11 protein-coding genes are annotated in these 15480 nt (G+C 43.8%); 3 read left to right on the top strand and 8 right to left on the bottom strand.

All coding sequences use genetic code 11. From position 1 onward, the window contains the following. Positions 1–2: 2 nt before the first annotated feature. The 6 genes from rplD to rpsL form a co-directional block, all read right to left on the bottom strand. Positions 3–641, bottom strand: a complete 639-nt coding sequence (gene rplD, locus DMB45_RS05340; RefSeq protein ID WP_041503074.1) for a 50S ribosomal protein L4 — start codon at positions 639–641, stop codon at positions 3–5. After that, positions 641–1258 (bottom strand): 50S ribosomal protein L3, encoded by a 618-nt coding sequence (gene rplC, locus DMB45_RS05335; RefSeq protein WP_041503075.1) that lies wholly within the window; start codon positions 1256–1258, stop codon positions 641–643. Before rplC ends, rplD begins: the two co-directional genes overlap by 1 nt. 64 nt (positions 1259–1322) lie before the next feature. Then, positions 1323–1628 carry a 30S ribosomal protein S10 gene (gene rpsJ, locus DMB45_RS05330; RefSeq protein ID WP_041503076.1) on the bottom strand — a complete coding sequence of 102 codons (306 nt, stop codon included), beginning with the start codon at positions 1626–1628 and terminating at the stop codon, positions 1323–1325. 81 nt (positions 1629–1709) lie between these two features. Next, positions 1710–3812, bottom strand: a complete 2103-nt coding sequence (fusA, locus tag DMB45_RS05325; protein WP_041503077.1) for an elongation factor G — start codon at positions 3810–3812, stop codon at positions 1710–1712. A 20-nt stretch (positions 3813–3832) separates the two neighbouring features. Beyond that, the gene (rpsG, locus tag DMB45_RS05320) at positions 3833–4312 is read right to left on the bottom strand and encodes a 30S ribosomal protein S7 (protein WP_041503078.1); all 480 of its coding nucleotides are present in this window, start codon (positions 4310–4312) and stop codon (positions 3833–3835) included. Between the two features lie 111 nt (positions 4313–4423). Then, positions 4424–4825 carry a 30S ribosomal protein S12 gene (rpsL, locus tag DMB45_RS05315; protein ID WP_041503079.1) on the bottom strand — a complete coding sequence of 134 codons (402 nt, stop codon included), beginning with the start codon at positions 4823–4825 and terminating at the stop codon, positions 4424–4426. 505 nt (positions 4826–5330) lie between these two features. Here rpsL and DMB45_RS05310 point away from each other — a divergent pair. The 3 genes from DMB45_RS05310 (at position 5331) to gdhA (ending at position 11311) form a co-directional block, all read left to right on the top strand. Further along, positions 5331–8561, top strand: a complete 3231-nt coding sequence (locus DMB45_RS05310) for an ATP-binding protein (protein ID WP_236685013.1) — start codon at positions 5331–5333, stop codon at positions 8559–8561. Positions 8562–8670: 109 nt separating this feature from the next. Next, on the top strand, positions 8671–9783 hold the full coding sequence (gene dprA, locus DMB45_RS05305; RefSeq protein ID WP_041503080.1) for a DNA-processing protein DprA: 1113 nt from the start codon (positions 8671–8673) through the stop codon (positions 9781–9783). Between the two features lie 193 nt (positions 9784–9976). Further along, a complete protein-coding gene (gdhA, locus tag DMB45_RS05300) occupies positions 9977–11311 on the top strand; it encodes an NADP-specific glutamate dehydrogenase (RefSeq protein ID WP_041503081.1) in 1335 nt (444 codons plus the stop codon). Between the two features lie 225 nt (positions 11312–11536). Here the strand turns inward: gdhA and DMB45_RS05295 are convergent, their stop codons facing one another. Together DMB45_RS05295 and DMB45_RS05290 are read right to left on the bottom strand one after the other, a co-directional pair. Then, complete coding sequence (locus tag DMB45_RS05295) at positions 11537–14866, bottom strand: golvesin C-terminal-like domain-containing protein (protein ID WP_110688539.1); 3330 nt, start codon at positions 14864–14866, stop codon at positions 11537–11539. 19 nt (positions 14867–14885) lie between these two features. After that, positions 14886–15422, bottom strand: coding sequence for a hypothetical protein (locus tag DMB45_RS05290; protein WP_041503083.1), 537 nt, complete (start codon positions 15420–15422; stop codon positions 14886–14888). Between the last annotated feature and the right edge of the window lie 58 nt (positions 15423–15480).

The raw sequence follows: 15480 nt of genomic DNA, 5'->3' as shown, positions 1-15480 counted from the left end.
TTTTACTCTTCGTTAAGATTGAACACTTCATTTAGGCCCTGTACAGAACTCTCAACGAACACGAGATTTTTAGCTCTCATGATGTCGTAAGTAGCCAAATCACAAGCTCTCATTACACTTACGTTCTGCAAGTTACGAGCCGACAAAATAATATTCTCGTTACTCTCATTCAAAATCAACAACAAGTTCCGATCGTTTACCTTCAAATTATTCATCAATTGAATCATCTGCTTGGTCTTCGGAGCTTCAAAGTTAAAATCTTCAACGACAGTCACAGCATTCGCCCCTGCTTTTACTGATAAAGCGGATCTACGAGCCAATCTCTTCAGTTTCTTATTCAGCTTAAAGCTGTAATCTCTGGGAACGGGACCAAATACTCTACCACCACCTCTGAACAACGGGTTCTTAATACCACCAGCTCTGGCGCCACCGGTACCTTTTTGCTTTTTCAGCTTACGGGTACTACCTGAAATCTCATTTCTCTGTTTAGATTTATGAGTTCCCTGACGATTATTAGCCAAATACTGCTTTACATCAAGATAGATAGCGTGTTCATTAGGCTGAATTCCAAAGATAGCGTCATTTAACTCTATCTTCCTGCCTGTCTCTTGTCCGGCAATGTTTAATACACTTAACTCCATTACTTCTCGATAATTACGTATGAACCTTTAGCTCCGGGAATAGACCCCTTCACCAATAACAAATTATTCTCAGGTATCACTTTCAACACCTTCAAGTTCTGAACCGTCACTCTATCACCGCCCATTTGACCGCCCATACGCATGCCTTTGAACACGCGTGCGGGAGTAGAACAAGCTCCGATAGAACCCGGCTTTCTCGCCCGGTTGTGCTGACCGTGAGTTGCCTGACCAACTCCACCGAAACCGTGACGTTTCACAACGCCCTGGAAACCTTTTCCTTTACTGGTCCCGATTACATCAACGAAATCTGCTCCTTCGAACAGGTTTACGTCAATTACGTCTCCTAACTTGTACTCGACATCATACCCGGAAAACTCTACAAGTTTTCTTTTAGGAGTAGTGCCTGCCTTCTTAAAATGTCCACTTAGCGGCTTCGTCGTGTTTTTCTCCTTTGCATCGTCAAACCCCAACTGAAGTGCTTCGTAACCGTCTGTCTCCATTGTTTTGATTTGGGTTACAACACATGGACCGGCCTCAATCACAGTGCATGGGATACTTTTCCCCTCGGCACTGAATACGGATGTCATTCCGACTTTTTTTCCAATTAAACCTGGCATCTCTTTTTTTCTTTTTTAAAATTAGGTTCTAATTCTCTAATAACGACATAGGTTTTCGCCGTTATCATACTTTAATCTCTACTTCAACACCACTCGGTAACTCAAGCTTCATTAAGGCATCGATTGTTCCAGCCGTTGAGCTGTAAATATCAATCAATCTCTTAAACGTGCACACCAAAAATTGTTCGCGGCTCTTCTTATTCACGAAAGTAGAGCGGTTAACAGTAAAGATTCCCCGGTGAGTCGGAAGTGGAATAGGACCACTCACAACAGCTCCAGTAGCTTTTACTGTCTTAACAATCTTCTCTGCAGACTTGTCTACCAAGTTGTGATCGTAAGATTTCAATTTGATTCTGATTTTTTGGCTCATGTTATTTAATTATGATTCATGATTTAAGATTTACGATTTCGATTGAAAACAATCTACATCGTAAATCGGTAATCTAAAATTCTATACTAAGTCTACTCTTCCGCTATTCTTTTCAACAACCTCCTTGGCTATTCCCTTCGGAACCTCGGCATAATGAGAGAATTCCATAGAAGAACTGGCACGACCGGATGATAACGTCCTCAATACGGTTACATAACCGAACTGCTCGGACAAAGGTACCTTCGCCTCGATCACGCGGGCTCCGGCTCTGGATTCCATTCCTTCCACCTGACCGCGACGACGATTCAAGTCTCCGATAATGTCACCCATATACTCCTCGGGAGTAACTACTTCCAATTTCATCACGGGTTCCAATAATACCGGTTTAGCCTTTTGCGCGGCCTCTTTATAACCTATTTTGGCAGCCATTTCAAAAGATAATGCATCGGAGTCTACCGGGTGGAAAGATCCGTCGATCAACGTGATCTTTAAGCTTTCCAACGGATAACCCGCCAGCACACCACTCTCCATAGCCTCTTTGAATCCTTTCTCCACGGAGGGGATAAACTCCTTCGGAATATTACCGCCTTTTACCTCGTTCACGAAAGTCAAACCTTCTTTACCTTCTTCAGCCGGCTCCATCCGGAAGATGATATCGGCAAATTTACCGCGACCACCCGTCTGTTTTTTGAATACATGACGATGTTCGAATACACCGGTAATAGCTTCCTTGTAAGCAACCTGAGGAGCACCCTGATTACACTCTACCTTGAACTCGCGTCTCAGACGGTCCAAAATAATATCCAAGTGGAGCTCTCCCATTCCGCTGATAACGGTCTGACCCGAATCTTCATCCGTTTTTACGCGGAAAGTCGGATCCTCTTCAGCCAACTTGGCCAAAGCCATTCCCAACTTATCCGTATCTTTTTGCGTAAGCGGTTCCACGGCGATACCGATCACCGGTTCCGGGAAGGTCATACTCTCCAGTACGATCTGATTCTCCTCGGTACATAAGGTATCCCCCGTACGAATATCCTTAAACCCGACGCAAGCGCAAATATCACCGGCCTCAAGAACATCTCTCGGCTGTTGTTTGTTTGAATGCATCTGGAATAAACGCGAAATACGCTCTTTTTTATCTGTACGCGGATTATATACATACGAACCCGCTTCGATCTTACCGGAATAAATACGCGTATAGCACAAACGTCCCACGAAAGGATCCGTGGCGATCTTAAATGCCAACGCGGAAAGCGGAGCCTCGGGATCGATCTCGAAAATTTTCTCTTCTCCCGTTTTCGGATCCGTACCTGCAGCAGCCGGAATATCCAACGGATGAGGCAAATAAGCAATTACCGCATCCAACAGGTTCTGAACTCCTTTATTTTTAAAAGAAGAACCGCACATTACCGGACAGAAATCCATCGCTATCACGGCTTTACGAACCACAGCCTTTAATTCCTCCACGGTAATCGAATCCGGATCTTCAAAGAAACGTTCCATCAATGCTTCGTCCTGAACAGCAGCAGCCTCTACCAACTTCTCTCTCCACTCTTGAGCTTCAGCCAACATATTGGCAGGAATCTCTTTTACCGTTGCCGTCATCTCTCCATTCTCCCACACGTAAGCCTTCATTTCAATCAAATCGATCACACCCTGGAAGTTTTCTTCAGCACCGATCGGAAGTTGAAGCGGAATCGGATTAGCTTTCAACTTTTCACGGATCTCGCGTACTGCCTTAAAGAAGTCAGCACCTGAACGGTCCATTTTATTCACGAAAGCGATTCTTGGAACTCCGTACTTGTTTGCCTGACGCCAAACGGTTTCCGATTGAGCCTCTACTCCACCCACGGCACAGAATAGAGCCACAGCTCCATCCAATACACGCAAGGAACGCTCTACCTCCACGGTAAAGTCAACGTGTCCCGGAGTGTCGATAATATTGATTTTATATTCTTTATCCTGATATTTCCAAAAACAAGTGGTCGCGGCAGAAGTGATGGTAATACCTCTCTCTTGCTCCTGAACCATCCAGTCCATGGTAGCCGTACCATCGTGAGTCTCCCCTATCTTGTGAGATACCCCCGTGAAATACAGGATTCGTTCTGTCGTTGTTGTCTTACCGGCATCAATATGAGCCATGATACCGATATTTCTCGTAAAATGTAAATCTCTTTTTGCCATTTTCTTACTTTATCCCCTCCTTAAAATCTGAAATGAGCAAAAGCACGATTGGCCTCTGCCATACGATGAATATCCTCCTTCTTCTTGAAGGCCGCACCTTCTTCCTTGTAAGCAGCCATGATTTCGGCAGCCAACTTCTCAGCCATTCCCTTACCGCTTCTCTTACGAGCGAATAAGATCATGTTTTTTACAGAGATTGATCTTTTTCTTATTGGATTAATTTCCATCGGCACCTGGAAAGTAGCACCTCCCACCCGGCGACTTTTCACCTCTACCTGAGGAGTGATGTTCTCCAAAGCCTGCTTCCAAATATCCAAAGCCGGTTTCTCTTCTTTTTTCGCCATCTTCTCCTCTACGATATCGATAGCATCATAAAAAATACTTAAGGCGATGCTTTTCTTACCATCCACCATTAAATCATTAACGAACCGCGTTACTAATACATCATTAAACTTCGGGTCCGGTAACAGGATTCTCTTTTTTGGTTTTGATTTTCTCATTTCTTCCTACGTTTACGAATTCGTTCGTCAGCTGCCCGTTTTGGTCTTCAACGGTCTCCCGACCATTTACTCAACTCTCGGGAACAACCCATAAACAATTCCTGTTAATAACTACTTTTTACCTTTTTCCGGAGTTTTACCTGCTTTCGGTTTTTTAGCTCCGTACTTGGAACGACTTTGCAAACGACCGTTTACACCGGCAGCATCCAAGGTTCCACGAACAAGGTGATAACGTACACCCGGAAGGTCTTTCACACGACCACCGCGGATTAACACGATAGAGTGCTCTTGCAGATTGTGTCCTTCTCCCGGAATATAAGCATTCACTTCTTTTCCGTTAGTTAATCTAACCCTGGCTACCTTTCTCATTGCAGAGTTCGGTTTTTTCGGAGTCGTCGTGTAAACACGTACACATACCCCGCGTTTTTGCGGACAAGAATCTAAAGCCGGAGCTTTACTCTTATCCTCAATTCTTTTTCTTCCTTTTCTTACTAACTGTTGAATAGTTGGCATACAAGTACTTTTAAATTAGTTACTTTTATTCAATTTGGCCCGCAAATGTAGTAACTAAAAACCACATCACCAAACATTCTATCTATTTTTTCGCAAAAAAGTATAAGATTGTGAGAAAGTTAGCACTCCCCCCGGGATTAAACCAAACGACAAAATAAAAAACAGCTTAAGGATTTTTTAAAATGAAGACGGGTTAAAGCCAAAAACGAAGATTGTTAATGTTTACTAAATAAAGCAAGCAGCACCTTTCCAAGAAACATTTTACCACTCAACAATGACAAATAATACGGCGAAAATATAACAATATAGATCTATTTCCATTATCTTCTAAAAAGTGAAAAAATAAATCGACAAAATGAAAAATATTTTTTCCATATTTGATAATTCAAAGTGAAGGCATACGGACAAGCATAGACCCCTTTTTCCTTTGCTTGAATAATACGAAGAGGAGAAAATATCGACTCGATAATAACATACATCATTCATAATGATAAATTTAAATACTGTGGATCTACAACTATTTGAAGAAAAAAAGACGATAGACCGTATTCTGACAGACCTGAAAATAGGATGGTGGAAAGTAGACCACGAAAAAAAAGGATACGTTCTCTCCGACATCGCGGTAAAAATGTTAAAATTAGATAGTAACATCATCCGCTTCAAAACCTTTACCGAGATGATACGGGAAGATTACCGTGCCCGTATCATGAAAGAAATTGAAAACATCGAGAATCAATACCTCTACGACCAAACCTTTCCGATCCAGACTCCTTCGGGAGAGATATGGTTACGTTCCAAAATAATCCATAAAGAAACGGACGAAAAAGGTAACTCCTCCATTTCCGGATTTATCCAGATCATCCCTAATCCGGAAGTAACTCAACCGGAAAAAGCATCCCTTTTAAGAATAAACAATTTATTATACCAGTTAAATACCATTTCACACACGCTGCTCTCTTTTCTCCAATCCGATACGGCCGATACCGTTATCAACAAGATTCTTGAAAATATCCTGGAACAATTCAAAGGCGGAAGGGCTTACATCATTGAGTATAACTGGGAAAAAAAGACACAAACTTGTACTTATGAAGTCACAGACTCCAACGTGAATAAAGAACAGTCACGAATCAACGATATGCCCATGGAGGAATCTCCATGGTGGACGCGACAAATTACCCGACAAAAACATATCATACTTTCCGATTTAAATGAGCTCCCGGAAGAGGCTTATATCGAAAAAGAATTTTTAGCCCTTCAGGAAATCAAATCCATCATTGTCGCCCCCTTAATCTCTCATGAGGGAGTATGGGGTTACGTGGGTATCGACGTCGTGGAAGAACATCACGAATGGAGTAACGAAGATTGTCAGTGGTTCACCTCTCTCGCCAACATTATCAATATATGTATCGGATTGCAAAGATCGGAGCATGAAGCTCAAATCGATCGAACTTACTTGCAAAACCTTTACAAACACATGCCATTGGGTTACACGAGGTTAAAACTCTTGTACGATTCCAATCGCCAACCGATAGATTATCTATTCGTAGACGCTAATTATGCCGCGGGAGAAATCAATGGTTATAACGTCGAAAAATACATCGGACATAAAGCCAGCGAATTGAGAGTAAACCTGAAAGAAGAACTCGTCTACCTCCAGGATATCCTACATACCAAGAAACACGCCGATGTAAATTATTATATAGAACCTCTCAAAAAACATTGCCACGCCATTATCTATTCGACGGTAGAAGATGAAGTCATCTGCCTCATCTCCGACATAACGGAATCATACAACACGCACGAGGCTCTGGATCGAAGCGAAAAAATTCTCCGAAACATATACGATAACCTGCCGGCAGGAATCGAACTGTATGACAAAACCGGAAAATTGGTTGATATGAATATAAAAGATCTGGAAATATTCGGCCTCAAACGGAAAGAAGATGCTTTGGGTGTCAGTATTTTTGAAAATCCCAACATTCCGGCGGAAATCATAGAAAAAATTAGAAAAGAAGAACCCGTCTCTTTCCGGCTCAACTATTCCTTCAAATCTATCGAACATTATTACTCCTCGACAAAAAAAGGAAATATCGAGATATACACGACGGTAAGTGCGTTATACGATAAACAAGGCAATCTTATACATTATCTGTTTATTAACATCGATAATACGGAAATCAGCAACGCTTACAGTAAAATAGCGGAATTCGAAAGTTCTTTTTCCGCCATCAGCAAATTCGGTAAAATCGGCTATTGCAAATTCGACTTATTCACGAAAAACGGATACGGAGTTGCCCAATGGTATCGAAATTTAGGAGAACACGAAACAACTCCATTGCCACAGATCATCGGCGTTTACAATCATGTCCATGAAGAAGACAAAGCTTATATTTTGGACTCCATACGAAAAGTAAAAGCACACGAGACCGATAATTTTAGCCGGGATTTACGAGTTCATACGGAAGAGGGCTGGAAATGGACAAGAATCAATGTGATGCGCAATACCATGAACAACGATACCGGCAAACTCGAAATGCTGTGTGTGAATTACGATATCACCGAATTAAAAGAAACGGAGAAAAAACTTATCGAAGCGAAAAACAGGGCTGAAATAAGCGATCGGCTGAAATCCGCTTTTTTAGCTAATATGAGTCATGAAATACGAACTCCTTTAAACGCTATCGTAGGCTTCTCAAATCTTTTGACGGAAACGGATGACCGGGACGAACGGGCTGCCTATTTCGATATTGTACAGGAAAACAACGAATTGTTATTGCAATTGATCTCCGATATTTTGGACTTGTCAAAAATAGAAGCCGGAACATTGGATATTACAAACAGCGATGTCAACGTAAACCAGTTATGTGAAGAAATCATCCGCTCTTTCAGCTTGAAAGCAGAAGAAAACAATATCGAAATTCTTTTCGAGCAACATTTACCCGCGTGTCATATCAATAGCGACAAAAATCGCCTGACACAAATCATCACGAATTTCATCAATAATGCTCTGAAATTCACGTCTAAAGGCAGCATCACCCTCGGTTACTACCAAAGCGGACCGGAAGAGATTAAATTTTATGTCAAAGATACCGGAACAGGTATTCCCAAAGACAAAATAAACAACGTATTCGAACGCTTTATCAAATTAAACTCTTTCGCTCAGGGAACAGGATTAGGCCTTTCCATTTGCAAAAGCCTCGCAGAACAAATGGGAGGAGAAATCGGAGTGGAATCACAGGAAGGGAAAGGTTCCTGTTTCTGGTTTACACACCCGTTCCACCCCGATGTACAACTTAAATTATCTTTTGAAACCACAGAAATAAAAGCAATCGAACCTGCACATCTTTTTCCAAATCCTTCCCAACCGACCATATTAGTAGCCGAAGACACGGATAGCAATTTTTTACTTGTTTCAGCCATCTTAAAAAAAGATTACCGTTTATTCCGCGCCGTCGATGGAGTAGAAGCCGTTAAACTGGCCGCAGAGATTCATCCCGATCTCATCCTCATGGACATCAAAATGCCTCACATGGACGGAATTGAAGCTACAAAAGAGATCAGGAAAACAGATAAAAACGTTCCTATCGTCGCCGTGACGGCTTTCGCTTTCGATAGTGATCGACAACGAGTTCTGGATGCGGGCTGTAACGACTATATGTCCAAACCCATAACCGGGCCAGAGTTGCATCAAAAGTTGCGTGAAATGATCCGCCTTCGTTTCAAAAAGACCCCCTAAAACCGATACTCATGAAAACTATTGATTTTCTTCTATTAAATACTTAATTTTGTTAAGTATGTAAAATTCACCCGTACGCGACATCTTTGGTATCTAAACTCAATTTATTATGGATGCGACAAATTCATTGTTATGTCAAGTAGCCATCACAATGACCTCGAAGTTAAACAATAAACTCGCTTTCCCCCTGTTCGAAAGATGCGGAGGCGTAGAAGGATTTTTCCATGAAAGCAAAAACGCCCTGCAAATACTTATGGAAGAATTTCATTGGAAAAACATTGAAATAAAACAGAAAGAATGGTTGGATCTGGCTAAAAAAGAATTAGATATCATGCAAAAAGAAGAGATAGCGTGTTGTTTCATCGAAGACATGGAATATCCCCCTCTGTTAAAACATTGCGAAGACGCCCCTTTAGTCCTTTTTTACAAAGGTCGACTGACAATATCCGGAGATAAAACCATCGCTATCGTGGGAACCCGTAAAGCATCCGAACGCTGCAAAAACCGGATAGATTTCATCATAGAACAAATTGCCGGAATGGGATATCGCCCCCTCGTTGTTAGCGGACTTGCTTACGGAATCGATATAACCGCACATAAAGCCTGTCTGCGGCATAACCTCATTACCCGGGCCGTTTTGGGACACGGTTTACACATGGTCTATCCCGCCCGCCACAAAGAGATCGCCGACAGAATTATTTCTCAGGGAGGAGCACTCATTAGTGAATTTCCCACCTGTGCCCCCATATTACCTATCAATTTTTTACAACGGAATCGAATTATTGCCGGGATGAGCGAAGCCGTTCTGGTTGCGGAATCCGCCATTAAAGGAGGAGCTATGGCTACCGCCAGGCAAGCGCTCTCTTACAACCGAGAGGTAATGGCCCTGCCCGGGAGACCGGAAGATCTTCTCTCTTCCGGTTGCAATTTGCTGATCAAAGAAAATATCGCGGCTCTCGTCGAGCACGTCGATGATATTCTTAAAATTATTCACTGGGAAAATCGACCTTCGTTATCCCGACAAATGTCTCTTCCGTTTTTAGGAGAAACCGACATGGAAAAGACCATCAAACGACATCTGGCAGGAGAAGGCCCGCAGGATATCGACCAACTTCACGTATCGACCGGCATACCGATCCCTACCCTCTCCTCCCTGCTCCTGAAATTGGAGTTAGAGGGAATTATCTCCCGATTACCCGGAAAAAATTATATGCTCCTATAAATGATTTTCTTACAGATTCATAGTATTCGGACGAATGACATATTAATATTTAATTATTATAACGTTTGCACCTGATAAAAAATAATAGAAAAAACTTTTGGAATCATAAACAAAAACATACCTTTGATGCGAATTTATAAAATTCGAATATACAAAGATGTTTTTTTAAAGTTTTGCTTAAACAATATTCAAAATGAGAACAGAAATTAAAGAATTCATGGACGCCTTAAAGGCTAAAACTGTGGGTGAAACCGAATTTCATCAGGCAGTACAAGAAGTGATCGAAACTGTTTGGGATACCTATCAGGCAAACCCCAAATACAAAGCCAATAAGATCCTTGAGAAAATGGTAGAACCTGAAAGAGTAATCATGTTCAGAGTACCTTGGATTGACGACAAAGGTGAAGTACAAATCAACCGTGGCTACAGAGTACAATTCAACAGTGCTATTGGACCCTACAAAGGAGGTTTGCGTTTCCACCCGTCAGTAACCCTCGGCGGTTTGAAATTCTTAGGATTCGAACAAACTTTCAAAAACTCTTTGACTACTCTTCCTATGGGTGGAGGTAAAGGAGGTTCGGACTTCAACCCGAAAGGTAAATCTGACAACGAAATCATGCGTTTCTGCCAAAGCTTCATGACTGAACTTTGCAAACACATCGGAGCTGACACCGACGTTCCCGCTGGTGATATCGGTGTAGGTGGTCGTGAAATCGGTTTCTTGTTCGGACAATACAAGAGAATTCGCAACGAATTCGTCGGTGTTTTAACCGGAAAGAATCGTGAATTCGGTGGATCAAGAGTACGTCCGGAAGCTACCGGTTACGGTACCGTATATTTCGCTCAACACATGTTGGCAGAAAAAGGCGAGAAAATTGCCGGTAAAACGGTTGCTATCTCCGGTTTCGGCAACGTTGCTTGGGGTGCCGCTCAAAAATTAGTTCAATTAGGAGCTAAATTGGTTACCATTTCTGGTCCTGACGGATATATCTACGACGAGAAAGGTCTTACTCAGGAAGGTGTAGACTACATGTTGGAACTTCGTGCAAGCAACAACGACGTAGTTGCTCCGTATGCTGAAAAATTCGGTGCTAAATTCTTCCCGAAACGTAAACCGTGGGAAGTAAAATGCGACATCGCATTCCCTTGCGCTATCCAAAACGAATTGAACGAAGAAGATGCTAAACAATTGGTAGCTAATGGTTGCCAAATGGTAGTTGAAACTTCTAACATGGGTTGTACTGCAGAAGCTGTTAACTACTTGAACGAGCATATCACGTTCGCTCCGGGTAAAGCAGCTAACGCCGGTGGTGTTGCCGTTTCCGGTCTTGAAATGAGCCAGAACTCTATGAGATATAGCTGGACTGCTGAAGAAGTAGACGCTAAATTGTCTCAGATCATGAAAGACATCCACGATACTTGCGTTAAATTCGGTAAAGAAGGTAACAAGATCAACTACGTTAAAGGTGCCAACATCGGTGGCTTTATTAAAGTTGCTGAAGCTATGTGCGCTCAAGGACACGTATAATCAACTGTCTTTATATAAAAAAAAACCGCTTCTTCCCGAAGCGGTTTTTTTATTCCTCCACTCCTTGCCGTCTTTCAATCATACATCCGACAATCACCCACATTCATTGTAAATTGTAGATTGGATACTGTTTTTTTGTAATTTACAATCTAAAATCTATAATCGTCAATCACTCCAATCATCTAATCTCCGAATTATTCAATCACAAAATCATTATATCTTTAATCATTCTATTTTTATCCACTTTACCGCATCCGCCACAATAGCCACATCCTTCCTTCTCTGAACCTCCTTATCGGAAAGCACCACTTTCGCTTCCCCCGCCGGAAAATCGTACTCCCCGAGAGAGGCCCAGCCGGAAGGATTTCCCCGGAGAAAAGCATCAAGATTGACCTCTACCTTTTCCGGCTTATCCCCGTGAAAAACCGTGTAGTAATAAACTACACCTCCCGGTCTGCCAGGCCCGGGGACAAGAGATTGTCTGTACACTTTCCCCATCACCCGGTAACGTCCCGCTTCCGGCAGGTTGACTCGCCATGTAGCCGTCGATTTCCCTCGCCCTCCGCTAATACAATGACATCCTTGAATCGAATCCCCTTCCGCTTCTATCGTGACCACCGGAACCCAACGAGAAGTCTCTCCTTCGTAAAAATCCCGGACTTCGGGAGCCTTTTGAAACCACTTTTGAAGCCAGGTAAGATTGCCGTCTACCAACTCGAAACCGGGATCCTGATCATCCACGATAAACTCCCCCTCGTTCCGGTCGGCCAAAAACTCCTCCGCGGGAATGGGCCGCCACTCTCTACCGGGCTCCCAAACCGAATCGTTCCTTACGGTCACCCCTTTAAAAAGGAAAATATTCGGCCGATTAGCAGACAAGCCCGTGTTCATATTATTGATCGTTACTCTATCCACAGGAGATCTCCCCTTCGGCGAATCTTGCAGGACAAAGGTAAAAGCCTTAGCCTCACCGGGACGTATATAACAACTGAAACGTTCCACGGATATCATACTCCCGTACTCGATAGAAACCACACCACCCGTCTTACCCATGTTCATGATTTTGCCTTCCGCCTTAAACATCCTCGTCTTCGGATTATAATACATTATTCCCCCCTTCATTCGGAAAAATTGCTCGTGCCGGGTCGTGATCCAGTCCGAAACCATACTATCCATATCCACTCCCCAACGGGCGGTCCATACATCTGCCAACGAATCGTAATCGATCTCCCCTTTACGATAACGGTACAAACTATCCAAACAATCTTTCAACGGGCGTTGGGGAATATTTAACGTTAACCGGATCCATAAATCTTGTACCTTCGTGTAGAATAAACTGTTTTTAAAACGATCGTCCAATTTTTGATCGGATAAAACATCCCGTAACGAGTGACCGCACAGGTAATCGTATTTCGATTTATTCCGACTGAACATAAACCCGTAACCACTTTGGTCCATGTTAAACGAATTCACGCTGTTTTGCAATTGCTCGAATACATGCCCTAAAAAAGGATTTTCCAAAGAATGTATCCAGACCTTCCGGTCTCCTCCTAAGGAACCTATACTCCAATCGACAGGTCTATTTTCATAATATTCTCCTTTCCGCCCCATACCCCAAAGCGGGTGGCTACTCCTCTCTCGAACCGTGCCGTTAAACAATCGACCGTGTAAAGCGTCGGTCACCGCGAAAAATTCGTTCCCGTTTTTGATTTTTCCGGCAGTCATCACCCCCGCCATATCCAGGTCGAATCCCCGTTCCCGAATAAAAGTCATTCCCGGCTCCACGAGTCCCGCCGACGTTTTTCCCACGTGGGAGGCTAAACGAAACGAAACGGGGACCTCCGACACGTGCAGGTAAGGAGAGCCTGCCTCGTACCAGCTCATCGTCCGGAAGTTTCTATAATTACACCAGTACATGACAGGGGGATTCTTCCACAAAGAGGCGAAAGCCTGCCGGCTAACCCCCGAAAAAATAGGCGCCAACTCTTTCACGAGACTGAAAGAGTGAATTTCAAAACCGAACGTTTCATCCACCGCCAAACGATAGTCCCTCGGGTTAGCCCCGTACAACGAGATACCGTTCAACGGGTTCCGGCAGGTAAAACGAACACCGTTTTTCAGGCGCTCGGGAACGCCCTGCGAGAGAATCGTTTTTTGCGAGGGATTTTCCACGACCAGCGTGAAAAGGGTGAAATCCCGGCCCGTCGCTAACGGCATAAAGGGATTCACCGGGGGAATGGCCACCGGGTACCACGTGCACGCGGGGGTTAACAGGAGAAAATTCTTCCCGGTGAAAGCCCCCCGACGACCCGTCGGGAAAAAACGATCCCCGTGAAACGTGTCCTCGTACGCTTTGTCCGGCAAATGCAGGTCGCAATAACGATCGTCGACCCGACCCTCGTATTTCAACCGCAAGGACAAGGTATCTCCCGGCCCCAAAGCCCGGTCGATCAAGACGAATTGTTGATCCCGCCGGTACGGCAAATCCCCGCCGCCAGATTGAACCGAAACCACCCGCAATCCCGGGTTCAGGAAAAGCACGATTTGGCGTAAAGACTCTTTTTCCGGGTTATAAACCAGTAGATCGCTCTCTGCCTTCAAAACACGCCCCGACTGACGCAACCGGATAACGTGCCTCTTTACCCGGCAGGTCGCCTCCTCCCAGTTCCGCTCGAAGCTCGACCGGTAAGCCGAGCGTACCGAACGAGCCCGGTAGTAGGAAGACTCCAGCAAAACGCCACATGTCAAGCCCACAAGCAAAAGAGCGATCCCGCCCAGCACGTGAATTCTTCCGGTTCCCCGGCGATTCGGCAAGCGTTTCATCCTCCCCGCGCTCCACGCTAACAATCCCATACCTATCAACGCGTAAGCCGAACGATGCAAAAGGTAACGGGGAAGATTGATATGTCCCGTGATTTCCGAGAAAAGATTCGGCAACCCGCTTCCCGTGTAATCGAGTGTCCCGTGCTGGTGATAAGGCAACCAGAACAAGCAGCCCGCCAACCAGGTTGCGGAAAGAACGATCGCCGGGAAACGACCTCCCGAAATACTGCTGACCCATAAAGAAAAACCAGCCACAAATAACCACGAGGGAAGATTTAACGTCAACAGGTAAAAAAGATAACACGACCAGCTTACCGGGGCCAAGCTCGTCAGGTTAACGATAAAAACCGAAACCACTATCACCGTGACATTCACCAACCCGAAAAGCAACAAGTTACCCGCGATCGTCCCCCAGTAGAAAGTCGCGTTATCGGCCGGGCGAGCCCGCGGACTATCGAGAGCCCCCGGACGGCCCAGCCGCCGGGGAATATCCGCCATCATCACCGCTAAAAACAACGACTGCATCACGCTATACAGGTAAGCGTTTACCAGCGGCATCGAGCACGACAACGCCATCATCTTCCAGTTGTCGGCTCCCTGTCCCTGCCAATACATGTGGCAAGCCACTATTCCGACCAACGACAAAAAAGCGAAAAACCGAAAAACCCAACTCCGCCCCTGTTGCTTTACCTCGTATACCGCTACCAAAAACAGTTCATGCAACTCCATCATCTTTCGTTTTAAATTTTACTTAGGCCAATACAAGCATTTTAGATCTCCAAATCAAACTTTTTGTTCGGGTACAAATCAATTGAGCGAAAGGATTACTTACCTTGTTCATTTTTAAATGATCTGTTTGCCCCGTAATAACCGCCATAGGAGGACCAGAGACGGTAAGGGTAACACATAATCTATATTCAAAATATGGATTTGCATGCTCATCTATAACATAACACCCGAACCAGTAATCTCCTTCATCTTCCACACATACTCCGGCTTTTACAAATGCAGATACTTGTCCCAAATTTCTATATCTTGGAATCGCACCAGGTAGAACAAAACAAAGAATAACATCAGGTACTCCACTAAAAATTCCTAAAAAACTAACATGAAAAGTTCCTCCAGGACTACATGTTTGAGTACGATAAATTATTCCACTCCTTGCTGTATTTGTCAACATCATTTCAAACTCAGGTGATACAACATTTGAATTTTGCGCCATTCCTGTTAAAACTCCTCCCGCAAGAAGAATCAACATTACCAATACGAATTGAATTGTCTTTTTCATGATCTCAAAATTTAAAGCTTTGAAAAATAATTAGCTTCGGGAATAATTTCCTTTCAAT

The organism is Sanguibacteroides justesenii, assembly GCF_003204205.1.
GTDB classification, from domain to species: Bacteria; Bacteroidota; Bacteroidia; order Bacteroidales; family Marinifilaceae; genus Gabonibacter; species Gabonibacter massiliensis.
This window is presented reverse-complemented; position numbering and strand designations above follow the sequence as displayed.

Excerpts from the sequence above, each read along its gene's own strand:
- rplD (WP_041503074.1), bottom strand. The coding sequence starts at position 641 with ATGGAGTTAAGTGTATTAAACATTGCCGGACAAGAGACAGGCAGGAAG.
- rplC (WP_041503075.1), bottom strand. The coding sequence starts at position 1,258 with ATGCCAGGTTTAATTGGAAAAAAAGTCGGAATGACATCCGTATTCAGT.
- rpsJ (WP_041503076.1), bottom strand. The coding sequence starts at position 1,628 with ATGAGCCAAAAAATCAGAATCAAATTGAAATCTTACGATCACAACTTG.
- fusA (WP_041503077.1), bottom strand. The coding sequence starts at position 3,812 with ATGGCAAAAAGAGATTTACATTTTACGAGAAATATCGGTATCATGGCT.
- rpsG (WP_041503078.1), bottom strand. The coding sequence starts at position 4,312 with ATGAGAAAATCAAAACCAAAAAAGAGAATCCTGTTACCGGACCCGAAG.
- rpsL (WP_041503079.1), bottom strand. The coding sequence starts at position 4,825 with ATGCCAACTATTCAACAGTTAGTAAGAAAAGGAAGAAAAAGAATTGAG.
- dprA (WP_041503080.1), top strand. The coding sequence starts at position 8,671 with ATGGATGCGACAAATTCATTGTTATGTCAAGTAGCCATCACAATGACC.
- gdhA (WP_041503081.1), top strand. The coding sequence starts at position 9,977 with ATGAGAACAGAAATTAAAGAATTCATGGACGCCTTAAAGGCTAAAACT.
- DMB45_RS05295 (WP_110688539.1), bottom strand. The coding sequence starts at position 14,866 with ATGATGGAGTTGCATGAACTGTTTTTGGTAGCGGTATACGAGGTAAAG.
- DMB45_RS05290 (WP_041503083.1), bottom strand. The coding sequence starts at position 15,422 with ATGAAAAAGACAATTCAATTCGTATTGGTAATGTTGATTCTTCTTGCG.